This window comes from Embleya sp. NPDC020886 (genome assembly GCF_044333915.1).
Classification (GTDB): Bacteria; Actinomycetota; Actinomycetes; order Streptomycetales; family Streptomycetaceae; genus Embleya.
The window spans coordinates 147289-171035 of sequence record NZ_JBIRRX010000008.1 but is presented as its reverse complement, the minus strand read 5'-3'; the positions used below and the strand labels follow the sequence as shown (position 1 = coordinate 171035).

Below are 23747 nucleotides of genomic sequence, written 5' to 3'. Positions count from 1 at the left end.
CCTCTCTCGGGGAAATCCGCCCCGGTTGGTGAGGTGGCGACGACGTGAGTCTCCTGGCTCTCGGCTCTTCGCTCCTCCCGGCCTTCCCACCCCGTCGCGGGGTCGTGGCCGGTGTGGGAGTCGCTCCCCGATCACAGTGGCGGGACCGCGTCGGATTCACACCGACTTCCTCGTACCGCCGTCGCATAGCGCCTCCCACCATGACACGCGCGCCGGGCCGGGTCCACTGTCGGGCCCGGTCGGTCCACGCTTGTGGGTGAAGCTCGCCGCCGCTCCGCGTGCCGCGTCGCGAACCGGTGGGCACTGCGCACAGGATCGGGGTTCGAGAGCGGCTCCCTCGGCCGGCATCGGATCCGGCGGGCGCCGGCCGACCCATCCCAGATCCGGCCGTGTCCGGACCAGAGTGCCGGAGGATTGTGTGGCCACGGTTTCCGGAACACCCGAACCGGCCGTCCGGATGCGTCGAGTCGGTGTGGTGCTCGTGTGTTGCGCGGTGTTGTTCGGTGTGGGCGCCGGGTGCCCCGCCGTTGCCGTGGTGCCCATCCCGTCGCTGCCGCCCGTGGTCGCCGGCCCGGCCGGCGACTCCGCTCCGGGCTCGCGTGTCGACCGGGTACGGCCGAACGGCGGGTTCGGAGCGCCGATGCCGGCCGCGCCGCGGGCCGTCACGGATCGGGTCGGCACTCGCGCCGGGCAGTCGGTGGACGTCCCGGTGCTGGCCGGCGACACCGGTGAGGGGCTGGCCCTGGTGTCGCACACCAATCCCGAGCACGGTCTGGTCCTCGACGTCGAGGGCGCTCCGGACGAGGGCACGACGGAGGCCGTGTTGCGCTACACGCCGGGGCCGGGCTTCGCCGGGCGCGACGGCTTCCACTACACGATCGTCGACCGGCTCGGCCGCCAGGCCACCGCGACCGTGCGGATCGACGTGGCGGCCGATCCGGGAGCGGCGGAACGGGCGGTCGAGCCGAGGACGGGCCGGCTCGGCGTGCATCGCGGCGTCGACGAACTGCGGGCGCCGGCGGCCGTGACGCGGCAGGGCGGGCACGATTCGGGCGGCGGACTGTTGCTGTCGGCCTTCCTGGGCTCGGCGTTGCTCGGCGCGGGCATCCTGGGTTGGGTGGCGCACCGTCGGCCGGGGCGGCGGCAGGTGCGCTGAACGGGTGGTGATCGGCGGGCCGATTGCCGGGCCGGTCACCGAACCGATCACTGAAGCGATCGGGAAGCGACCGGGAAGCAGTCGGGACCCGATCACCGGGCCGTTCGCCGCGCTCGGCGCACCCGGTCAGGGCTTTCGGGCCTCCCGGGCCTCCCCGGCCTCGCGGGTCAACCGGTAGAGCCCGTACAGCACTTCGGCGATGCCGACGATCAGCAGCACGACGCCGATCTTCCCGAGCGCGATCACGGGTGTGTCGACGTCGTCCGCGAACAGCTTCAGGGCCGCGCCCACCAGCGCGCTCGCCAGGCCGGCCGTCAACGAACCGCGTGCCTTCGTCATGTTCTTCCCTCCTCCACTCGACCTGCGGACATGCCTACGAGGCTAGGTCCGGGGCCGGGGCCGGCACGCCCTCCGCGAGGACGACCCGGCGTACACACTTCGGCCCAGGCGGGGCCCGATTTCCGGCCCGCGAGCGGCTTCGGCGGACCCGGCCCGCCGGGGGCACAGGTGGGGCCGGCCCCACCCTCGGACGGTGGCCGACCCCATGGGCAGGGGCGATTCGCGCTCCTAGCGTTGGACCCGGTGCCGTACACGGGGTGGCGGCCGGATCGGCGGGAGAATCGACGTGGGCGGGCAACCGACACACGAGTGGTACACGGCGCCGGCCGAGTGGGAGGGCGCCGGCCCGCCGGCCGTCCGGCTCGACGCGGTGCGCAAGGTCCACGGCCGGGGCTCCGCGTCGGTCGCCGCCCTCGACGGGGTCGACATCACGTTCGGGCAGGGCTCGTTCACCGCCGTGATGGGCCCGTCCGGCTCCGGCAAGAGCACCTTCCTGCACTGCGCGGCCGGTCTGGACCGACCCACGTCGGGCACGGTCACGGTGGCCGGCCAGGACCTCGCCGAGTTGAACGAGAACGCGCTGACCAAGCTCCGCCGGGAACGCATCGGCTTCGTCTTCCAGGCGTTCAACCTGCTGCCCACGCTCACCGTGGAACAGAACATCACGCTGCCGATGCGGTTCGCGGGCAAACGCGCCGACCGCCGGCGTGTCGCCGAGGTGATCGCGCACGTGGGCCTTACCGACCGGGCCCGACACCGACCGCACGAGTTGTCCGGCGGCCAGCAGCAGCGGGTCGCGATCGCTCGCGCGCTCGTCGTGAGGCCCGCCGTGCTGTTCGCGGACGAGCCGACCGGTGCGCTGGACACCCGGACCGCGGCCGAGGTGCTCGGCCTGCTCCGGGAATCCGTACGGATCGACGGCCAAACCGTCGTGATGGTCACGCACGACCCGGTCGCCGCCTCCTATGCCGACCACGTGGTCTTCCTGGCCGACGGCCGGATCGCGGACCGGGTGAGCGCGCCGACGGCGGACACCATCGCCGAGCGGATGACCCACCTGGGCGCGTTCGCGGACGTGCCGGGGCCGGGCCGACCCGGGCCGATCGGCAGGGTCCGCTGATGTGGGGGCTCGCCCTGCGCACGCTGCGCTTTCGGGCCGGTGGCTTCGTGGCCACCTTCATCGCGCTGTGCTTCGGCGCGACCGTGGTGATGGCCTGTGGCGGGCTGCTCGAAACCGGGGTCCGCAACAACGCGCCGCCGCAACGCCTGGCGCAGGCTTCGCTGTTGGTGATCGGCGATCCCACCTTCACCGGTCCGCGCGACGGTTCCGGCGACCGCGAGCGGGACTTCGCACTGGCCGAGCGCACCCCGTTGCCCGTGGGGCTCGTGGCTCGGGTGCGGGCGTTGGAGGGGGTGCGGGCGGCGGTCGGCGAACAGACCTTCGAGACCGCGCTGATCGGCCCCGCCGGCAACCACGGGGCGCAGGGCCACGCGTGGGATTCCGCGGCCCTGACGCCGTACCTGCTCGCGCAGGGCACCGCGCCGGTCGGGGCCGACGAGGTGGTGCTGGACAGTACGCTCGCGCGCCGCGCGGGGGTGGCCGTGGGCGATCGGGTCGAGATCGCCGCGCACGGCGGCGCGAGCGCGTACCGGGTCAGCGGCATCGCCCGGGCCGCGCGTACCGTCTCGCAGGCCGGCGTGTTCTTCGCGGCGGCGCAGGCGGACCGGCTCGCGACGCCCGCCTGCACCGTCGCCGACATCGCGATCGTGGCCGCCCCGGGTAGCGATCTCGGCGCGCTGCGCAAGCGGGTCGCCGGGGCACTGCACGACCATCACGTCCGGATCCTGGCCGGTGACGATCGCGGCGCGGTCGAGCACCCCGAGATCCTGGCGAACAAGTCCGACCTGATCTCGCTCGCCGGCGTCTTCGGCGGCCTGGCGGTCTCGGTCGCGGTGTTCGTGGTGGCCGGCACCATCGGGCTGTCCGTGCAGCAGCGCCGGCGCGAGTTCGCGCTGATGCGCGCGATCGGCGCCACGCCCCGCCAGTTGCGCCGGATGTTGCTCGGCGAGACGTTCCTGGTGACCGTCCTGGCGGCGGGCGTGGCCTGGTTCACCGGGCCGGCGGCCGGCCGGGTGCTCTTCCACCGGCTGGTCGCCTCGGACATGGTCGCCGAGACCGTGGAGTTCGAGCAGGGCTGGATCCCGGCGGTGGCCGCGGCGGGCGCGGTGCTGCTGACCGCGCTGCTCGGCGGCTTCGTCGGCGCGCGGCGCGCGGTGACCGCCAAGCCGACCGAGGCACTCGCCGAATCCGCCTTCCAGCCGCGCTGGTTCAACTGGTTCCGGCTCGCGTTCGCGCTGCTCGCGCTGGCCGGCGCCACCGCTCTGAGTCTGGTCACGGTGTACGTCCTGGAGGGTCCGGTGGCCGCGAGCACCGCGGGCCCGGCGGTGATCTGCGCCGCGATCGGCCTGGCCCTGCTCGCCCCCGGCCTGACCAAGCTGCTGACCCGGATGTTGTCCGGCCCGCTGGGCGCGCTGACCGGCGAGTCCGGCCGGATCGCGATGCTCGGCTCGCGGGTCACCTCGGTACGGACGGCCGCCGTGGTGACGCCGATCATGCTCGCGGTGGCGATCAGCACCGGCGAGTTGTACCTGCAGACCACCACGACCACGCACGCCGAACGCGTGTACACGGAAACCCTGCGGGCCGACGCGGTGTTGACCGGTGCGGGCGGCGGCCTCGACCCGGCCCTGGTCGACCGGGTGCGCACGATTCCCGGCGTCGCGAGTGCGAGTACGTACACCGCGAGTGCCGGCTTCATCGAGCAGCCGCGGACCGCGCCGGACGGTCGACACGGCCTGCGACTCCAGGGCATCGACGCCGAGTTCGGTCTCGCCACCACCGGGGTGAGCGCCACCTCCGGGTCGCTGACCGAGCTGCGCGGCAATACCGTGGCGCTGCCCGAGAGCCTGGCCCGCTCGATCCACCGCGGGCTCGGCGACACGATCCGGCTGCGGCTGGGCGACGGGAGTTCGGCCGACGTTCGGGTGGTCGCGCTGTTCGAGAGCCGGCCGGGCTACGACTCGTTGCTGCTGCCGGTGTCGCTGCTCGCGCCGCACACCACCGATGGGCTGCCCGCGCAGATCCTGATCCGCGCGGCACAGGGCACCGACGCCGACCGTCTGGTCGCCTCGCTGGGGGCATGGGCCGAGGAACATCCGGGAGTTCGTGCCGCCTCCCGGGACGCGCTGCTGGAGACGCACGCCGAGGAATCCAAGACCCAGGCGTGGGCCAACTACCTGATCATCGGCATGTTGACCCTGTACACCGCGCTGTCCCTGGTCAACTCGCTGATCCTGGCCACGCACAACCGGCGCCGCGAGTTCGCCCTGCAACGCCTCAACGGCGCGACCCGGGCCCAGATCATGCACATGTCCGCGGTCGAGGCGGCGCTCACCACGTTGATCGGCGTGATCCTGGGCACCGTCGCGGCGGCCGCGGCGGTGGTCCCGTTCAGCCTGTCGCTCACCGACTCGTGGTTGCCGACGGGGCCGATCGGCATCTACGCGGCGGTGGTCGGTACGGCGGCGGCGCTCACCTTCGCGGCGACGTTGCTGCCCACGTGGCGGGCGTTGCGGACCGGGCCGGTGGCGATGGTGCAGGGCTGAGGCGTGGCCGGGGCCGCTCGGCGGGCGGGCCGGCTCAGCGGTCGGGGACCGTCGGGCGGTCGGCGGCGGTGATCAGGTCCTCGAAGGACAGCGGGGTGCGGGGCGTCGGGGCGGCGTCCCCGGCCGCGCGCGTGGTCAGGCCGTCCAGGGCCAGATCGAGATGGTGGTGCAGCACCGCGCCGTCCGGGTCGAGCCGGGCCAGGCCGCCGGGGAGCGGGCGGGACAGCCGGATCGAGAGCAGGACCAGGTCGCCCATGCCGACGTCGGGGCGCAGCGTGCCCGCCGCGTGCGCGGCCTCGATCAGCGCCTCGACGGTACTCGCGGTCGCGGTCCGGATCCGAACCAACTCGGCGTCCACGACCAGTCCTTCGAGGAGTACCAGGATGACCGCCCCCATCCGCAGATCGGCCGCGGCATGCACGAAACGCCGAACCGCCGCGAACGCGTCGTCGTCCACCGTCACCGCCTCCTCGGCGGCCAGCTCCAATCGGCCCAGCAGATCCCCGGTGAGGTCGCGGACCAGCGACTCCCGGTCGGGATAGCGCCGGTACAGCGTGGCGGGCCCGATGCCGGCCCGGCGCACGATCAAGTCCAAAGGCGCCTCCAGACCGCGTTCGAGGAAGACGTCCCGGGCCGCGTCGAGGATCCGCCGTCTGCTGCGTGCCGCGTCCGCGCGCATGGTGCACCGTCCTTCGCTGGTCGGGGTGTACGGGAAGGGTCGACCACACCCGAGAGTTAATCGGAGAGTTTCTCTCCGCATATGCTACCGTTCTGAAACCGGAGAGAAGTTCTCCGCTTGATTTGGAAGGAGCAGATTATGGGCACCCCCGGCACCCGCACCGAACCCCTCACCATCCGCACCGTGATCGACGGCATCGAGCACCCGGAGCAGGACGTCCTCGACTGGGAACTGAACCGCGCCCGGACCGCGCTCGCCCTGCTCAAGGCGCGGATCGGCGACGAGCGCACGCGCGAACTGCTCGCCCCCGACCTGCTCGCCGCGGACGCGGCAATGGCCCCGTTGCCCGGTACCGCGCACGGCGAGTGGCGGTCCGCGGTCACCGAGATGGAGGTCGAGGGCATCGACGCGCACACCTTCCTGACCTGGTGGCAGGGCCGGCTCGGCAGCGCCGACCGGGTCGCGCTGCTCGCGGCCAACCCCGAGCACTACCTCGCGAACTCCGCCGACGGCGTGGTCGAGATCATCGAGACGATCGGCTCCGGGCCGCTGCGCTTCTTCCTCACCTTCCACGACGGCGTCGCGATCGCCGACCCGGGCCACGAGACCTACCCGGTACGCATCGGCGGCACCGGCCGACTCGCCGACGGCACCGAAATCGCCCGCGTCATGCACGAGTTCGGCGACGGCGCGAACGGCCTGCGGATCCGGCTGACCATCCAGTTCCCGACGAGCGCCCCCGAGCACGTCTTCGTCGGCCACCAGTGGCACTTCGCCTGCGAATTCCGCAACTGGCTGGAAGCCGCCCACCGGGCGGCCTGACCCACCTCGCCGACTCGGCCCGGCGCTACTCTCCGGCCACACCAACCTGTGGCCCTACCTCCTGGCCCCACCCCTCAGCGCCCTCCCGGGTACCGACCTGTACCGCCTGCTCACCACAATCCGCCGACACCACGGGCCCACCCCTCCGGGCAGGTCGGCCGTTCCCGCTTCGCCGCCGCCACCACGGTGAGCGCGTCGCCCGGTCGGCCGACGGGCCCGGGCGCCGGTCGACGCCTCGGGCCCGCCGGCTCGCGTCATGCGATCGCGGTGAGGTATCCGTCCGCCTCCTTCAGGCGACCGCGACGGTGCAATTCGTCGATGTCGGAGTCCAGGAAACCGCGGATGTCCCGACCCATCCGTCGCCAGCCGAAGAACTCGCAGGCGTGCCGGACCAGTTCCTCCCGCGACATGCCCGGGCACTCGGCGGCCAGTTCGTACAGCGCCAGTTGCCTTTCCGCCGGCGCGATGTGCGCGGCTTTGCGCGGCGCCTCGCCCTCCGCCGGTACCCGGGCGGCCGGCCGCTCCCGGTCGGTCACATCCAGGAACTCGCCGTCGACCCCGACCCGCCCGGTGCGGACGAGACCACGCACCACTTCCTGCACGTTTTCACGGATCCGGGCGCCCGCCCGGGCCACCCCCCAGGCCTCCCGCGCGCGCTGCACCAACAACTCCTCGTGGATGGGCCCCTCGACCCCGACGACCCGGGTCAGGATGTCGCGCAGCGCGGGGCGGGCCTCCGGGGTGTGCAGTTCGTACGGCGAGCCGGCGGTCGACACGCACACCTCGTACCGGGAACTCCACGGCCGGTCGGGCTCGGTGTCGACCGGGACCCGCTCATGCTCCACGGGTGCCGGGACGGTCGGCGACATCCCGTTCCGCGGGCCGGGAACATCGGAGGAGGTCGAGGTGTCGGGGAGCCGGACCGACGGCCCGACGTCCGGGACACGGTCCGGCTCGTCCCCGGCAGCGGACGTCGCCGGCCTGGCCGCGGCGGTCGTCGACATCGGTCCCCGTTCGATCGCCGCCTCGACCGCGGCGCGCAATCTCGCCTCGGCGGCGGCCCGCCCGCGATACCAGTCGGTGCCCCAGATGCGGTGGAGCCGCCAGCCCAACCCGGCAAGCACCTCCTCCCGCAGCCGATCGCGATCCCGAGCCGTCCTCGACGAGTGGTACATCGCACCGTCGCACTCGATGCCCAGGGCGTAGGAACCGGGGAACTCCGGATGCCGTACCCCCATGTCGATGCGGTATCCGGCGACCCCGACCTGCGGCTGCACGCGATGGCCCCAGTCGCGCAGCACCTGCAGCACCGACTCCTCGAAGGGGCTGTCCGGTTCGGCGTCGGCCTGGATCACGTCCTGCGCGAGGACGGCCGGGCCGTTCTCCGCGTAGTCCAGATACCGCTTGAGGTGCTGAACACTCTCGTTCGTGCCATCAGCCAGGCTGCCGGCGCGGAAGGAGGCGACGACCTCCATGCGCAAGCGCGCCCGGGTGACGGCGACGTTGAGGCGGCGCCAACCACCACCCTTGTTGATCGGCCCGAAGTTCGTGCCGAACTTGGCGTTCTCGTCGGGGCCGTACCCGATCGACATGATCATCACGTCCCGCTCGTCGCCTTGGACCGATTCGAGGTTCTTGACGAAGAACCCGTCGAGCCGATCCTCGGTGAAGCAGTGGTCCAGGTCGGGACGCAGCAACCGGGCCTGCTGAACGGACTGATCGATGGCCGCGGCCTGAGCCTGGGACAGGGCGACGACGCCCAGCGTGCGGCCGGGTCGGGTGTCGAAGTGGTGGATGACCCGCCGGGCGACCATCTCCGCTTCCAGGCGGTTGTCCCGCCGTCCGCCGCGGTCGTAGACACCGTGCGCGTGGAAGTACTCGACACCGATGTCGTTGCCGTGGTCCAGCGCCCCGGGAAACGTCACCATGGAGTTGCCGTAGAACGACCTGTTGCTGAACGTGATCAGGTCCTCGTGCCGGCTTCGGTAGTGCCAGCGCAGCGACAACTCGCGCAGTGCACCCGCCTTGCAGGCGTGCAGCAGGGACTCGAAGCTGTGCGGAGCCTCCTCGTCGTATTGGTCGGAATCGTCCTCCACCGACGAGTCGAAGAAGGATGTCGGCGGCAACTGCTTCTCGTCGCCCGCCACGATCAGCGAGCCCGCCCGGTACACGCAATTGATCGCGTCGGCCGGGCGCACCTGCGACGCCTCGTCGAAGATCACCACGTCGAAGTGATAGTCCGGGGGCAGGAATTGGCTCACCGTCAACGGACTCATCATGAAGCACGGCTTGATCAGCCGAACGACTTCGCGGGTGCGACCGAGCAGTTCCCGCACCGGCATGTGACGACGCTTCAGCTCCGCCTGTTGCTTGATCACCAGGGCCGGCCCGCCACTGAAACGGCGTGGGCGGCGCGCGTTGCATGCCTCGATCACGGCTCCGCTCGCGGCGGCGACGAGCCGACGATCCGCCTCCCGGAAGTCGGCCACCCGGGCGTCCAGGTCCGCCGAACGAGTGGTGGTGAGGCGGGGATCCGTACCGAGCAGATCGTCCGCCCAGCACTTCAGCACCGCCTGTTCGACGACGTCGGGCAACTGCTCGGGAAGAACGCCTCGTTCGACGGCACGAGGAACGAGTTCCTCGACACCGTGCCGGGCCAGCACGTCCAGTCCCGCGCGGTGGGCCTGCCATTCCTCCGGGCCGCGCGGGTCGTCCCGGAGCTCGTCGACGGCCTGCCGGGCCTGATCGAAGGTGCCCAGCAGGGCGGCGGACAACCCGACCCGACGAGGTTCCTCGAAGAGGTCGAGCAGCGCTGTCGAGGACTGCGCCCAGCGCGCGATACGCAGCGTCGCGACGTCGCACCAGTGTCCCAACGCACCACGGACGTCCCGAGCCACCAGTCCCGGCACCGGATCGAACTCGACGCCGTCGGCCAGACGGGACACCAGAATGTCCCGCCGACCGATGCCTCGGGTGAGTTCGGCGATTCGGTCCGCGATGTCCAGCACCGCCCGCAGGGACGGCAGGTCGTCCGCCCCGCGCGGAAGACAGGGGCCCAGCGCCTCCTGATGCAGAGTCAGCAGCCGAGTGACCTCGGCCGCGGCGTCGTGCCAGGCCAGGGCGTCGGTCAGGCGTTGGGGCACGGTCTTGTGCCAACCGGCGCGGGTGAGCGCGACCGCCGCCGCGCGATCCTCGCGATACCGGGAGGACAGCCGCCCGAACACACCCCGGTGCTGCTCGGCGAACCTCCCGATCAGGGCAGGCAACTCCTCTGCTTGCAGGACCTGTTCACCGAAGACGTCCTCCGCTGCCGCACGCGCGACCGCGCAGGCGGCAAACGCGACCTGCAACTCCCCGGCCGCTCGATGTGCCGCGCGCAGGCCGTCCTCGTCGAACCATCGTGCGGGCGGCCGTCGGGCCGCGGAGGTCAGATCGACGAGTTGCAGCAGGCCGAAGGCGGCCTGCATACTCTGCGGCTCGGGCAGTGCGAACAGCTCGGCCAACCGCGCAAACCCGGCGGAGGGATCGTCCGAGAGCCCGGCACCGGCGGTGCCGACCGCGGCCGGGTCTCGTCCGGGCAGGCCCGCCTCCAACGTGGTCACGACCCTGCGTAGGTCGGGCACGGCGCGCGGTTGGGGAATGGTGGCCCCGAACGGACGACGCTCGGCAGCCGTACCCAGGTCGGCGAGTGCCTCGGCGGCCTCGGCGAGCACAGCGGTGGGAGCGGAGTCCCTCTTCAACCCGCGCCAGACGAACGCCTCACGTTCCGCCGCCGGCCGCCAGGCCCGGCCGACGGCGCCCGCCGCCGCCACGATCGACCCCAGGTGTCCGGCTTCGAGTCGGCGGATCGTGTCGGTGCTCCGCGCGCCGAGGGTGAGTTGCGGCGTGTCCGCCTGCTCCAGCAGCACCAGGCGGCCCAGGACGTCGTGCAGGGAACGGCCGAGCGGTTCACGGGTGTGGTTCATCGCCGCCGCATAGGCGGACAGCTCCTCGCGCAGGCGACGGGCCCGATCGAGTTCGTGCTCGGCCGCCCCGGTGATCCGTACCTCGGTGGTCAGCACCCGCTCCAGCTCGGTCGCCACCGCCTTCTTGCCGGTGTCACCGCTGTGCAGGGCCATTACGAAGTCCCCGAGGCCGACACCTCGGAGCCGATTGCGGACGACGTCGAGCGCCGCGGCCTTCTCGCTGACGAACAGAACGGACCGGCCGGCATGCATGAGTGCGGCGATCATGTTGGTGATCGTCTGGCTCTTGCCGGTACCGGGCGGACCGCTCATCACGAAGGAACGCCCGTCCAGCGCGGCCGCGATGCACTGCCGCTGCGAGGAGTCCGCGTTCAGCACGAGCGGGGTCCGCTCGGGCAGTTGGATCTCGTCGATGCGGTCGATCTCGGGCGGCTCGAAGTCGATCAGGTCGTCGGGCAGTCCCGCGTCGGGGCCGAGGCCGACGGCTCGCACCAGCGGATGGGCCAGGATGCGCTCCTCGTTCTGCTGGAGATCCTGGTACATGGCCTCCTTGTGCGACGAGAAGAGGCCGAGCACCACGCGGTCCTCGACCGACCAACCCTGCTGCGTGCCCGCGATCTCCCGGGCGGCCGACAGGACCGCGTCGGAATCGAGCACGTCGCAGTCGGCCACCGTGCTCCAGTCGACACCCAACTGCTCCAACTTGACCGCGAGCGCGGGATTGTGGATCCGGTCCTGGTCCTCCGCCAGGTGCAGTCGCGTCTGCCTCCGCGCGTCCCGACGAAGCTCCACAGGTACGAGCAGCAGCGGAGCAAAGCACGTCTCCGCGGCGCCCGCCTCCCGCCACTCCAACATGCCGACGCCCAGCCAGAGCACCCACAAGCCGTAGTCGATGTACATCTGACCCGACTTCTGCCGCAGTTGGTAGAGCGACGCGTCCAGCCCTGCCTGCGTGTTCTTCCGGGTCACCAGGCCGTCGGCACGACCGGTGCGGCCCGCCTCCGAACCCAGGTCGTACGCGAGGAAGGTCTCGGTGCCCGGTTCGGCCTCCTCCGCCTCCGTGCCTGCCTCGACCCGTCCGTCGGACTCGACGGGAGCGAACGGCCAGCCGCGAGCGAATCCGGCCAACACGGCGGCGGCGTCCGGCGCGACGACCTCCAGAGTGGCAATCCGGGTGTGCCGGAAGTTCAACAGCCGGTTCCGCCCGCCCAGGTCGAGCAGCGAGTCCCGCCAACCGCCCAGGACGCCCCTCAATCGCGCGAGCGCCGCGTCGTCCCCACTGCCAGGCTGCGCAACTCCGGCCGTTCGCGAACTCTGCATGCAGACGTACCTCCGAAGCGGATACGCACAGGAGGCACCCCACCTCGGCCCCCCGGCCGCAGTAAGTATTCAGTGCCGGCAGTCCGACGCACCAGTCACCCGAACAGCCGTCCCCATAAGGCCCATCGGACGATCGACGACTCCGAAACAACCACACCGTGAACCGCGTTCGCGGCGCGTGGCTTCGGCTTTATCGCGCACCGCCGCGGCCCCGAAGCCGACGCGACAACCCCTGCGGCCCACAGCTCTGCGGACGACCAATTTCTCACGTTCGGTGACATCGATGGAGTTGGGCCGGCGGCTGATCCACGCCGCCAATCATTGCCAAATCGGTCCAAGATCGATTTTCGGGCATCCGCGCGCTTTTCCCGTAATAAGCGGAGAATGAAACGGAAGTCTTGGTAAAGTTTTGGCAATGCAGAGGCTCCCGGTGCCGACCGTGACACCCCTGTGACTATCGTTCTGCGATAAGGCGATCGGTTCGACGTCGGCCATCCCGGTCGACACGATCGCCTCCGCCGAATTCGGGGACGAGTTTTGGTGACGGTGAGTGATCGCCGTCGTTGCGACGCGAAGCCGGAACCGGGGACCCTCGCAGTCCCTGGGGTGAATCGGTGCCTCGGCACCGTAGGGCGTCTTCTTCCGCCCGAACCCGTCAGCTAACCCGGTAGGCGGCCGAGGAAGGAGACCCGCCACCAGTGGCGACCCAACGTCGATCCGGGCAGCACCGAAAGCCCAAGCCGCGCACCGCCGTGCGTACCGCAGCGACCGTCGTCACGGCCGCGGCGACGATGACCGGCGTGATGACCTTCGCCGGCACCGCGAGCGCCGACCCCGCGCAGTCGTTCCAGCAGACCAAGGATCGCGTCAACCAACTGCACAGCGAAGTGATCAAGGCCACCGAAGCCGCCAACGGCGTCGACGAGCAGATCACCAAGCAGCAGGGCACGGCGAGCCAGACCCAGGCCCGGATCACCGAGGAACAGGCCGCGCTCAACACCCTGCGCGACCAGATCGGTGTCCTGGCGGCCAACCAGTACCGCACCGGCGGCCTGCCCCCGTCGCTCTCGCTCGCGCTCAGCGGCGACCCCGAGGGCTACCTGCAGAAGTCGCAGATGATGTCCCAGCTCGACGGCCAGCAGGCCGCCAAGCTGAAGCAGATCGCGGCGCAGGCCCGCGTCCTCCAGCAGGACCGCACCGAGGCCACCGCGCAGCTCTCCGCGCTGGAAAAGCTGCGCACCGAGCTGAACACGCACAAGAACGAGATCCAGACCAAGCTCGCCGAGGCCCAGCGGCTGCTGAACACGCTGGACAAGAAGCAGCAGGACGAGATCCTCAACTCGAACGAGCACAAGAACGACACCGGTGCGCGAAGCGACGCCGACCGCAGCTCGCGGGACAAGCCGGACTCGCCGCCGCCGGCGACCAACATCCCGGCCTCCGGCCGGGCCCAGGCCGCGATCAACTTCGCGCTGGCGCAGATCGGCAAGCCGTACGCGCCCCGGGGCGTGGGTCCCGGCTCGTACGACTGCTCGGGCCTGACCCAGGCGTCCTGGAGGGCGGCGAACGTCTCGCTCAGCCGCACCACCTGGACCCAGGTCAACGACGGTCCCAGGATCGCCAAGAGCGCCCTCCAGCCGGGCGACCTGGTGTTCTACTTCTCGGACAACTCGCACGTGGGCATGTACATCGGCAACGGCCAGATCGTGCACGCCCCGCGACCGGGCAAGAACGTAACCAAGGCCCCGCTCGACTCGATGCCCTTCTACGCGGCCATTCGCCCCAGCTGACCCCCCGCGCACACAATGCCCCCGGCCGGAAACCCGGCCGGGGTTTTGCATACCCCGGCCCGTCCGAGCGCCGATTCGTCGACACATCACGCCCGGACCGACCCCGAAAATGCAAAAGGCCCAGATCAGAAACCAACTGACCTGGGCCTTCGAGGAGCCGCCTAAGGGAGTCGAACCCTTGACCTACGCATTACGAGTGCGTCGCTCTAGCCGACTGAGCTAAGGCGGCTTGTCGGTCCACCTTGAAGGTGGCGACAGGGAATGAGTGTACACACCCGTCGGGGTGGTCCACACGCGGCTTTGGCGGGGGTCAGCGGCAGGTCTTGCCCTTGGTGGGGACGGTGCCCTGAGTGAGGTAGTCGACCACCGTGCGGTCGACGCAGTCGCTGCCTCGGCCGAAGGCGGTGTGGCCGTCGCCGTCGTAGGTCAGGAGGCTGCCGGAGGCCAGTTGGCCGGCCAGGGACTGGGCCCAGGAGTACGGCGTGGCCGGGTCGCGGGTGGTGCCGACGACCAGGATCGGGGCGGCGCCCTCGGCCCTGATCGGGTGCGGCCGGCCGGTCGGCGGGGTCGGCCAGGAGGCGCAGGTCAGGCCCGCCCAGGCGAGGTTGCGGCCGAAGGTCGGCGAGTCGGCCAGGTAGCCGGGCAGCTCCCGCTCGACGTCCTCGCGGGACGTCGCGGCCGGCGGCGCGTCCAGGCAGTTCACCGCCGCGTTGGCGGCCATCAGGTTCTTGTACTTTCCGTCCGGACCACGCTCGTAGTACTGGTCGTTGAGTTCGAGCAGCGGCTGCCCGTCGCCGCGCAGCGCGGCCTCCAGCGCCTGTCGCAGATCCGGCCACTGGTCCTTGGAGTACAGCGGCGACAGGATGCCCGTGGTCGCGATCGACTCGGTGACCCTGCGGGTCCCGTCGCCGGACAGCGGGCGGGCGTCGAGCTGTTGGAGCAGGCCGCGGATCCTGGCCAGTCCGGCCTCGCGGGTCGCGCCGAGAGAGCACGAGCCGCCGCCGACGCAGTTGTCCAGGAACGCCGCCAGCGCGGTCTCGAAGCCGCCGCCCTGCACCTTGTTGGCGGCCACCGCCGGCTGGCTCGGATCCATCGCGCCGTCCAGGACCAGCCGGCCGACCCGCTTGGGGTACAGCTCGGCGTACGTCGCCCCGAGGAAGGTCCCGTACGACGCGCCCAGGTAGTAGAGCTTCGCGTCGCCGAGGGCCGCCCGCAGCAGGTCCATGTCGCGTGCCGCGTCCACGGTGCTCACGTGGCCCAGGAGGTCGCCCGAGTCGGCCTCGCAGGCCCGCCCGTACGCGCCGGTGCCGTCCAGCCACGCCTGTTCCTCGTCGGGAGTGTCCGGCGTCGCGTCGAGCTGGGTGAAGGTGTCCATCGCGTTGTCGCTCAGGCAGCCGATCGCGGTACTGCGACCGACGCCGCGCGGGTCGAAGCCGACGATGTCGAACCGCTTGCGCAGTTCGGCCGGATACCTGGTGGCCGCGTACTGCGCGAAGTCCAGGCCGGAGCCACCCGGGCCGCCCGGGTTGAGTACCAGCGAGCCGATGCGATTCGCGCCGACGGCGGGCTTCCTGATCACCGCGAGCTTGATCTTCGGCCCGTCCGGCTTGGCGTGGTCCAGCGGCACCTGGAGCGTGCCGCACTGGAAGCCGCCGGTACACGCGGTCCACCCGATCGGCTCGACCGCCGCGGTCGGCGGTGCCTGGTCGATCGCCTTGCCGTCCGGGTCGCCGGTCGCGGGCGCCTTCGCCGTGTCCGCGACCCGGTCCGGCGACTTCGCCGACGATCCCGAGCCGCATCCCGCCACCAGGAACAGGCCGATCGCCGCCGCCACGACCCTCGCGCACGAACCCCGCATCATGCGACCCGCTCCTCGACTAGCCCGGTGGAACCGTGCACCACGCACCGCGCGGCGTGCACCCCCTGGGGAGGGTAACCACGCAACCCCGCGATACACCCCAACGACGCGACGACCCGACGCCTCGCCCGACCGCCGATCAACTACACCGCTTCCCCTTGGCCGGCATCGTCCCCCGCAGCAGGAACCCCTCCACCGCCCCGTCCACACACGCGCTGTTGCCGCCGTACGCGGTGTGCCCCTCGCCCTCGAAGGTCAGCAGCGTCGCGTCGGCGAGCTGGCCCGCCAGCTTCTCCGCCGAGGCGTACGGCGTGGCCGGGTCACCCGTCGTACCGACCACCAGGATCGGCGCGCTGCCCTGCGCGCGGATCGCGTGCGGCTTCGTCGGCGACTTGAACGGCCAGTCCTCGCAGCTCTGTCCGGTCAGATCCTCGGCGGTGACATCGCGCGACAGCAGCGGCGCCTCGGCCTTGAGTCGGGTCAGCGCGGCCTGCACCTGCGCCGGCGTCGGCGCGTCCCCGGACCCGTCCGCACAGCCGATCGCGATGAACGCGTCCGAGCTGTTGTCGTAGTGCCCTTCCTCGTCCCGCCCGTTGTAGTTGTCGGCGTAGAAGAGCAGGGCGTCCGGCGACTTGCGCACGATCGCGTCCGCGAGCGCGTCGCGCAGGTACTTCCACGCGGTGTCCTTGTCGCCGTAGAGCAGGCTGATCACCCCGGTCCAACCCATGCTGGAGGTGAGCTTGCGGCCGCCCCGGCCGGTGAGCGGGTTCTCCTGGAGACCGTCGAGGAAGTCGGCGGCCCTGGTCGGCGCGGTCTTGGGATCGCCGCCCAGCGCACAGCCGGAACGCCCGGCGCAGTCCTCGGCGAATCGACGCAACGACCGGTCGAAGCCCACCTGCTGCTCGACCGACGCGCTCAGGTTGTCCGCGGCCGGGTCCACCGCGCCGTCCAGGACCAGTCGACCGGTGTGGGTCGGGAAACGTTCCGCGTAGGTGGCGCCCAGGTAGGTGCCGTAGGAGAAGCCGAGGTAGTTGAGCTTCTCGTCGCCCAGGGCCGCGCGCAGCACGTCCATGTCGCGGGCGGCGTTGTCGGTGCCGACGAAGGGCAGCAGTTCGCCGGAGCGGCTCTGGCACTCCGCCGCGTAGGTCCGGTCCCGTTCCTTGGAGCGCGCCTCGGCCCGAGCCGGGTCCTCGGGCAGGTCCTCGGCCACGTACGCGTCCCGCTCGGCGTCGGTCATGCACTTCACCGGCGCGCTGCGGTCGACCCCGCGCGGGTCGAAGCCGATCAGGTCGTAGGCGTCCTGGACCGGCTTGCCGATGGTGTCGTCGGCCATCCACCACGCCGCCTCGACGCCGGAGCCGCCCGGACCGCCGGGGTTGAGCAACAACGAACCGATCCGCTGCCCGGGCTTGGCCGCGGTCTTGCGGGTGACCGCGATGTCGATGGTCTTGCCGGTCGGCCGGGAGTAGTCGAGCGGCACGGTGAACGTCGTGCAACGAAACGCCTTGGCCTGGCTGCGCTGGTCGGCGTCGTCGCTCTCGCACGCCTTCCAGGTCGGCTGCTGGGTGTAGAACCGCGCCAGTCGGGGATCGGGGTCCCCGGGCGTGGCCGGCCCCTTGGCGCCGGCCGCGGTGGGCCGGACCGCATTGGGCCGAGCACCCCCCGCGGCATCACCGAGATCGGACGCGACCGTACAACTCGCGACTGTCGCGACGGCGAGCGCGATCGGGACCGCGCGGCCGAGGAGTCCCACCCGGGATATTCGTTTCACGCGTACTGCCTACCATCGAACGAAAAGTCACGCACGAGCGGTACGCACCGGACCCGGGCCGCGATCCCCCACCCGAGGGTTCCCGGCCCGGTCCCGCGCCGCGTCACGCCGCCGGGGTCCGCGTGTTGCGGCCGAGGAAGGTGAGCGCTTCGGGGAGCTGACGCACTATGTCGCCGGAGGCCCCGCCCGAGCCCGTGATCGCCTTGACCGCGGTCGGCGCCTTGGCCTTCGCCGCGAACTCGCTGCCGCCGGTCTGACCGGAGAGCAGGATCTGTACGTCGGGCCGCGCGTCGAGCAGCTTGACCGGCTCGTTCGCCGCCTTGGCCGCCTTCGTCGCCGCATCGAGGTCCCACAGCGGGGACTTGAGCGTGGTCCGGCCGGACAGGCTGACCGCCGCCGCGTAGTACTGCGGGTACTGCAACGCGTACTTGACCGCGCACAGGCCGCCCGAGCCGTCGCCGATCAGCGCCCACGAGGCGCGGTCGGCGCTCGCGCGGAAGGTCGCCAGCACCGCCTCGCGCACGTCCTCGTTGTGGAAGGTGGCCATCCTGGGCCGGTTCGGCACGTCGCTGCACTCGGTGTCCTTGGCCGCCGTCCGACCGGCGTCCGCGTCCGACTTCGGGTACGGCATCAGCTCGGGCGCGACCACGATGTACGGCGGAACGGTGCCGGTCTCGATGCCCGCGACGAGCTTGGGCAGGAACGCCACCGAGTCGTCCACGAAGCTGTTCGACTCGATGCCCGGCAGGGCCGACTGGGCGACCAGGACGGGGTAGCTGCGGCCCTGGTTGGCGGGCGTGTCGTAGCCCGGCGGCAGCCAGACCCACACATCGGCGGTGACCCCGGACCGGCCGCCCGCCAGACTCATCCTGTTCAGCGTGCCACCGGACTTGGTGCCCACCTTGGTGAAGTTCTGCGGCGCGGCCTTGGGTCGTCCCGACGTGGTGCCGGACGGTTCGGCCGACGGATCGGCCTTGGTGGAGGACGCGACGTTCTGCTTGTCGTCGTCGGCGATCCCCTTGTACGCGAAGGTGCCGCCGACGCCCGCCCCGACCACGACCAGCGCGAGCAGTCCGATGCCCAGCGGCGAGCGCACCCCACGCCTGCGCCGAACGGACGCCGGGTCGGCCCCGATCGGCCGGGGCTCGGGGACCCGCATCGGCTCGTGTCGAGTCAGCGCCGCAGGCGCCGAGGAGGTGAGCTCCACCGGCGCGAACGGCAGCGGCGCCTCGACCCGACCCGGGCCCGGCGCCGCGGCGCTCGTCGGCTCGGACCCGCCCGTCGGCTCCGCCGACCGGACCCGTGCGGTCGGCACGGCCCGGGTGGTCGGCGCGGTCGGCACCGGTTGCCCGGACTCGCCGCCCCGCCCGTCGGCCGGCGGCAACGCGACGGCCCGGGGCCGCTGTTGGGCCTTCAGGTGTGCCTTCGAATCGGCCTTTGCGTCGGCCGTCGCATCACCCGGCGAAAGGCTCTCGACCGGATCGGCCGCCGCACGCGACTTGCGCGCCCTCAGCACGAGAACGACAACCGCCCCGAGGGTCACCGCGATCAGCAGACCTTTGAGCGTCCTGGTCACGGAACGCAACCCCGCACCGTCCTTCCGAACCTCACCAGCCACAATGTTCCCGCGAACTCTCCCACGATGACGTCCGAGTGGGGGTTCCGGGTTCCGTCCGAAGGACACCTCCGCTCCAAGGAGTGAAGGACCGAACCGAACACACGTACAAACAACCGAACGATGCCGTCGACCCACCCGCCGAGCGGGCGCCCGGCCGGGCGAACGGACCGCCGGGCCTCACCCCGTGCGCAGGGTCAACACCATCGCCTCGACCGCGAGCAGCGGGGCCACGTTCGCGTCGATCGCCCGACGGCAGGCCAGGATCGCCTCGATCCGACGCAGCGTCGCCTCCGGCGTGGAGCCGCGGGCGATCGTGTCCAGGTCGGCGCGCAACACGTCGTTGGCCAAGGGCACGGCGGCGCGCAGTTGCAGCGCCAGTACGTCCCGGTAGAACGCGGTCAGGTCCACCAGCGCCCGGTCCAGGCAGTCCCGCTGGGTGCGGGTGGCCCGCTTCTTCTGCTTGTTCTCCAGTTCCTTCATCACGCCGGCCGTGCCGCTGGGCATCCGGCCGCCGCCGACCGCGCCCAGCGCGGCCCGCAGGTCCTCGGTTTCCCGGCCGTCCAGGTCCGCCGCGACCTGCTTCGCGTCCTCGGCGGCCGCGTCCACCAGTCGTTGTGCGGCGGCCATCGCCAGGCCGATGTCGCCGACCACCATCGGGATCCGCAACACGTCGGCGCGGCGCCCGCGGGCCTGTTCGTCCAGGGCCAACCGGCGTGCGCTCTTGATGTCGCCGCCGGACGCGGCCGCGGCGAACGCGGCCATCGCCGGGTCGATACCGTCCCGCCGCATCAGCAGATCGGCCACCGCGCCGGCGGGCGGCGTGCGCAGGGCCACATTGCGACAGCGCGAGCGGATCGTCGGCAGCGCGTCCTCCAGGGACGGTGCGCACAACAACCACACGGTGCGGTCGGCGGGTTCCTCGATCGCCTTGAGCAGTACGTTGCCCGCGCCCTCGGTGAGCCGGCCCGCGTCCTCCAGGATGATCACCTGCCAGCGTCCGCCCGCCGGCGTCATGACCGCGCGCCGGACCAGGTCGCGGGTCTCCTTGACGCCGATCGACAACAGTTCGGTGGCGATCACGTCGACGTCCGCGTGGGTCCCGGTGAGCGTGGTGTGGCAACCGTCGCAGTGCCCGCAGCCGGGCTCGGCGCCCAGGGCCAGGTCCGGGCTGACGCACTGCAACGCCGCCGCGAACGCACGCGCGGCGGTCGCCGTGCCGACCCCCGGCGGGCCGGTGAACAACCACGCGTGGGTCATCCCGCCGACGCCCTCGCCCGCGAGCACCGCACGCGCGGCGCCCGCCGCGGTGCGCAGTTGCTCGGCGACGCGATCCTGCCCGACGAGGTCGTCCCAGACGGTCACGCGCTCTTGTCTCCTCGTTCCGGTGTGCCCGGTACGACCGTACCGGGGTGACGTGACAATCGAGGCCACGTCACCCCCGGACGGACCCGGCCGCCCGGCGGACGGGCGAACCGGCGGAGTCCCCTGCCGGCGTCAGTCCTTGTTGCGCCGCCAGCGCCGCTTGCGCCCCGGCTCGGCCGGCTCGTCCTCGGACGCACCCGCCTGTGCCTCGTCCGCCTCGGACGCCTCCGAACCACCCGTCCACGGCCCGAGCAGATCGTCGGCCAGCGTGTGATCGCTCGGCGCGGCCGGCGGCGGCACCAGCGTGGGCAACGCGTGCGTCTCGTCCAGGCTCAACCTCGGGATCTCCCGGGTGTCCTCGGCCGCCTCGCGCAGTCGGATCTGCTGCAACTCGGTGGTGTCGGCGTCGTCCGCGGCCGGCTTGGCGATGCCGTGTACGGGCGTGTCCGCCATGGACGGGTCCGGCCGCCGAACACCGTGCACCGGCGTCTCGGTCAGGTCACCGCCCCGGCCCGGGCCCGCCTCCGCGGCCAGCGCGGCGGCCTCCTGCGCGGCGCGGGCCTGGGCCGACGCCGCGGCCTCGGCCGCCCGCGACGCCTCCCGCTCGGCCCGGCGACGGTCCGACTCCGCACGGCGCAGCGCGTCCTCCGCACGGCGGCGCTCCTCGGCGGCCCGACGCTCGTCGGCGACCCGGATCGCCTCCTCGGCGCGCATGCGCTCGACGTCGCGCGCCGCCGCGGCCTGCACCCGGTCGCGCTCCTCCTCGGCCAACCGCTGCCGCTCCAGCTCGGCCTCGCGCTCCTCCTCGGCACTGGCCCGGGCCTGCTCGGCCTGAAGCGCGGACGCCTCCTCCAACCGGCGGCGCTGTTCGTCGCGACGCTCGGCCTCCTCCTCGGCGCGCACCCGGGCCTCCTCGGCCCGGGTCTTGGCGTCCTCGGCGACCCGCTGCTGCTCCTCGGCCCGACGCTCGGCCTCCTGCGCGAGCCGGCGGCGCTCCGCCTCGGCGTGCAGCCGGGCCTCCTCGGCCGCCTCGGCCGCGGCCCGGGCCCGCTCGTCCGCCTCGGCGGCGGTGCGCCGGGCCTGCTCCTCGGCGTACCGCTGCTCCTCCTCGGCCAGCCGCGCGGACTCCTCCTCCAGCCGGGCCTGTTCGGCCTGGCGCTGGCGCTCCTCGCTCTCCGCCCGCAGTCGGGCGATCAGCGCGGCCTTCTCCGCGTCCCGGGCGGCCTGCTCGGCCTTGCGCCGGGCGTCCTCCTCGCGCATGCGCTTGGCCAGTTCGAGCGCCTGGCGCTTCTCCTGCTCGGACAGCGGCAGTTCGCGGTCGAGCCGGTGCCGGATCGGGGTGGTGACCGCGTCCGGCTCCTGGTCGGCGTCCACCACCAGGTAGCGGTCGGGGTCGTGCGCGGCCAGGTCCAGGAACGCGTGCCGCACCAACAGGTGGAAGTCGCGCGGCTCGGACTCCAGCCGGTCGGGCGCCTCGGTGAACCGGCTGTGGCCCACCGCCGGGTCCAGGTCGAGCAGGATGGTCAGGTCGGGCAGCAGCCCGTCGGTGGCCCAGCGCGAGACCCGGCCGATCTCCCGCGCGCCCAGGCCGCGGCCGGCGCCCTGGTAGGCGATCGAGGAGTCGATGTAGCGGTCGCTGATCACGATCGCGCCGCGCCGCAGCGCGGGCAGGATCACGGTCTGCACGTGCTCGGCCCGGTCCGCCGCGTACAGCAGCGCCTCGGTGCGCGGGTCGACCGGATCGCCGTCCAGGTCGAGCAACATCGCGCGCAGCCGCTTGCCGACCTCGGTCGCGCCGGGCTCGCGGGTGACCACGACCTCGTGCCCCTTGGCCCGGATCCAGGCCGCGATCGCGTTGGCCTGGGTCGACTTGCCCGCGCCCTCGCCGCCCTCCAGGGCGATGAAGAAGCCGGTGGCCCCGGCCGGTCGGCCGGTGATGTGGTCCTCGTTGCGGGTCGCCGCGGCGAGGTCGCGCAGGATCGGCACCCCGCGCCGGTCGTCCACGCTCAACAGCGCGACCCAGCCCAGGATCACCACGAGCGCGCCGGCGCCGGCCAGCACCAGCGCGGCCCCGCTGTAGTCGAAGGTGAACCGGTCCGCGATCACCCACGAGTGCGTGCCCACGTAGCCCGCGGCGATCGGCCCGGCGACCAGCGCCACGAACAGCACGATCCGCACGATCAGTTGGGCGAACGCGAACGCCCGGGCCCGCAGGTCCTCGCCGAAGTCCAGGCCGTACATGGTGTATCCGGTGACCCACGCGACGCCCGCGAACATCCCGAGCACGGCGGCCAGTACCGCGGCCACCACCACGTTGGCGACCGCGGCCAGGATCAGCAGGGTCAGTCCGGCGAACATCACCGCCATGCCGTACAGCCGCCGCCGGCTGAACGCCGGCACCACCCGCGGGCCCCACAACATGCCCGCGCTGACGCCCGCGATGAGCATCAGGAACACCGTGCCGTAGGCCGCGTTGCCCGCGTGCAGGCCGACCACCAGGAGCGGCGCGGTGGCCACCAGCGCGCCGCCCGCCAGGAACAGCGCGATCATCCCGACGATCAGGCCGCGCGCGGTCCGACCGTGCCCGAACACCTTGCGCCCGTCGGCGAGCACCTTGAACGGGTTGGGCCGCCGGGTGCTGACCGAGCGCCCACGCGTGGGCATCCGGATCAGGAAGGCGAACACCGCGGCGAGCAGGAACACCGCGCCCGCGGTGTAGCAGGCCAGGTTCGAGGGGTGCTCGACGAACATCGACACGTCGTGCGAGAACGCGGTGCCGATCAGCGCGCCGAGGATGAACAGCAGCGCCGCCGCCGGGGCCGCGCCGTAGGAGGTGACCAGGTTGAACTGGTTTGCGGTGCCCAGCCGTTGGCGCGGCACCAGGTTGGGCACGGTGGCGTCCCGGGCGGGTCCGGCGAGTGCGCCGAACACACCGATCGCCGCCGTCGCGCCCCAGACCCACCACATCTTGTCCACGAACGGCACGGACACGAGCACCAGGGCCCGGATCACGTCGCACGTCACCAGCGTCCAGCGCCGGTCGAGGTGGTCCACGATCGCGCCCGCCACCGAGGCGACCGCGGCCGCCGGCAACAACCGCAGCGCGAACACCACCGCGACGGCGGTGGCGTGCTTGCGGTAGTCGCCCTCGACGGTCCACAGCGCGGCCGAGGTCAGCGCCAGCAACGCGAGCCAATCGCCCAGCGCGGAGGCCGCGACCGCGAACCAGAAGCGGCGGAAGGGGCGGATGCTCAGCACGCCCCCGATGCCCTCTGTCGGTTCGACCTGACGGGGCGGTATCGCCGAATCCGGCGCTTGCTGCTCCGCGTGCGTCATACGGAGAACCCTAACGTCGTCACCTGACGGGAAACGGCAACCTCGACCGGATCCCCCGTGCCCCC

Annotated in this window: 13 protein-coding genes, 1 tRNA gene and 2 riboswitches; of the genes, 5 read left to right on the top strand and 9 right to left on the bottom strand. The window is 72.1% G+C overall.

Going from position 1 to position 23747, the window contains the following annotated elements; genetic code table 11:
* Positions 1 to 46: 46 nt before the first annotated feature.
* Positions 47 to 174, bottom strand: a riboswitch (cobalamin riboswitch).
* A 244-nt stretch (positions 175 to 418) separates the two neighbouring features.
* Entirely contained in the window at positions 419 to 1156 is a 738-nt protein-coding gene (locus ACH4U8_RS26915) for an Ig-like domain-containing protein (RefSeq protein ID WP_395780759.1), read from the top strand.
* A gap of 126 nt (positions 1157 to 1282) precedes the next feature.
* Here ACH4U8_RS26915 and ACH4U8_RS26910 read toward each other — a convergent pair whose 3' ends face one another.
* Complete coding sequence (locus ACH4U8_RS26910; protein WP_379990125.1) at positions 1283 to 1495, bottom strand: DUF5708 family protein; 213 nt, start codon at positions 1493 to 1495, stop codon at positions 1283 to 1285.
* Positions 1496 to 1781: 286 nt separating this feature from the next.
* Here ACH4U8_RS26910 and ACH4U8_RS26905 point away from each other — a divergent pair, with 286 nt between their 5' ends.
* Both ACH4U8_RS26905 and ACH4U8_RS26900 read left to right on the top strand, forming a co-directional pair.
* Positions 1782 to 2615: an ABC transporter ATP-binding protein gene (locus ACH4U8_RS26905; RefSeq protein WP_379990126.1), complete on the top strand. Its 834-nt coding sequence runs from the start codon at positions 1782 to 1784 to the stop codon at positions 2613 to 2615.
* Positions 2615 to 5161 carry an ABC transporter permease gene (locus ACH4U8_RS26900; RefSeq protein ID WP_395780757.1) on the top strand — a complete coding sequence of 849 codons (2547 nt, stop codon included), beginning with the start codon at positions 2615 to 2617 and terminating at the stop codon, positions 5159 to 5161. Before ACH4U8_RS26905 ends, ACH4U8_RS26900 begins: the two co-directional genes overlap by 1 nt.
* A gap of 34 nt (positions 5162 to 5195) precedes the next feature.
* On the opposite strand, the gene ACH4U8_RS26895 is transcribed toward ACH4U8_RS26900, so the two are convergent.
* Positions 5196 to 5840, bottom strand: coding sequence for a TetR/AcrR family transcriptional regulator (locus ACH4U8_RS26895; protein WP_395780755.1), 645 nt, complete (start codon positions 5838 to 5840; stop codon positions 5196 to 5198).
* A 138-nt stretch (positions 5841 to 5978) separates the two neighbouring features.
* Between ACH4U8_RS26895 and ACH4U8_RS26890 the strand changes: the two genes are divergently transcribed.
* A complete protein-coding gene (locus tag ACH4U8_RS26890; RefSeq protein WP_395780753.1) occupies positions 5979 to 6662 on the top strand; it encodes a hypothetical protein in 684 nt (227 codons plus the stop codon).
* 254 nt (positions 6663 to 6916) lie between these two features.
* Here the strand turns inward: ACH4U8_RS26890 and ACH4U8_RS26885 are convergent, their stop codons facing one another.
* Positions 6917 to 11947 (bottom strand): DUF3320 domain-containing protein, encoded by a 5031-nt coding sequence (locus ACH4U8_RS26885; RefSeq protein ID WP_395780751.1) that lies wholly within the window; start codon positions 11945 to 11947, stop codon positions 6917 to 6919.
* Positions 11948 to 12492: 545 nt separating this feature from the next.
* A riboswitch (cyclic di-AMP (ydaO/yuaA leader) is annotated at positions 12493 to 12636 on the top strand.
* A 9-nt stretch (positions 12637 to 12645) separates the two neighbouring features.
* On the opposite strand from ACH4U8_RS26885, the gene ACH4U8_RS26880 reads away from it, so the two are divergent.
* Complete coding sequence (locus ACH4U8_RS26880; RefSeq protein WP_395780749.1) at positions 12646 to 13737, top strand: NlpC/P60 family protein; 1092 nt, start codon at positions 12646 to 12648, stop codon at positions 13735 to 13737.
* Positions 13738 to 13892: 155 nt separating this feature from the next.
* On the opposite strand, the gene ACH4U8_RS26875 is transcribed toward ACH4U8_RS26880, so the two are convergent.
* From ACH4U8_RS26875 to tmk, 6 genes are all read right to left on the bottom strand, one after another.
* Positions 13893 to 13966: transfer RNA gene (locus tag ACH4U8_RS26875), tRNA-Thr, on the bottom strand.
* Between the two features lie 81 nt (positions 13967 to 14047).
* Positions 14048 to 15598: an alpha/beta hydrolase gene (locus ACH4U8_RS26870; RefSeq protein ID WP_395780747.1), complete on the bottom strand. Its 1551-nt coding sequence runs from the start codon at positions 15596 to 15598 to the stop codon at positions 14048 to 14050.
* A gap of 136 nt (positions 15599 to 15734) precedes the next feature.
* Positions 15735 to 17366 (bottom strand): alpha/beta hydrolase, encoded by a 1632-nt coding sequence (locus ACH4U8_RS26865; protein ID WP_395780745.1) that lies wholly within the window; start codon positions 17364 to 17366, stop codon positions 15735 to 15737.
* Between the two features lie 103 nt (positions 17367 to 17469).
* Positions 17470 to 18942 carry an alpha/beta hydrolase-fold protein gene (locus ACH4U8_RS26860; RefSeq protein ID WP_395780743.1) on the bottom strand — a complete coding sequence of 491 codons (1473 nt, stop codon included), beginning with the start codon at positions 18940 to 18942 and terminating at the stop codon, positions 17470 to 17472.
* 219 nt (positions 18943 to 19161) lie between these two features.
* Positions 19162 to 20346, bottom strand: coding sequence for a DNA polymerase III subunit delta' (locus ACH4U8_RS26855; RefSeq protein WP_360324141.1), 1185 nt, complete (start codon positions 20344 to 20346; stop codon positions 19162 to 19164).
* A 132-nt stretch (positions 20347 to 20478) separates the two neighbouring features.
* Positions 20479 to 23682 (bottom strand): dTMP kinase, encoded by a 3204-nt coding sequence (gene tmk, locus ACH4U8_RS26850; protein WP_395780742.1) that lies wholly within the window; start codon positions 23680 to 23682, stop codon positions 20479 to 20481.
* Positions 23683 to 23747: the final 65 nt, after the last annotated feature.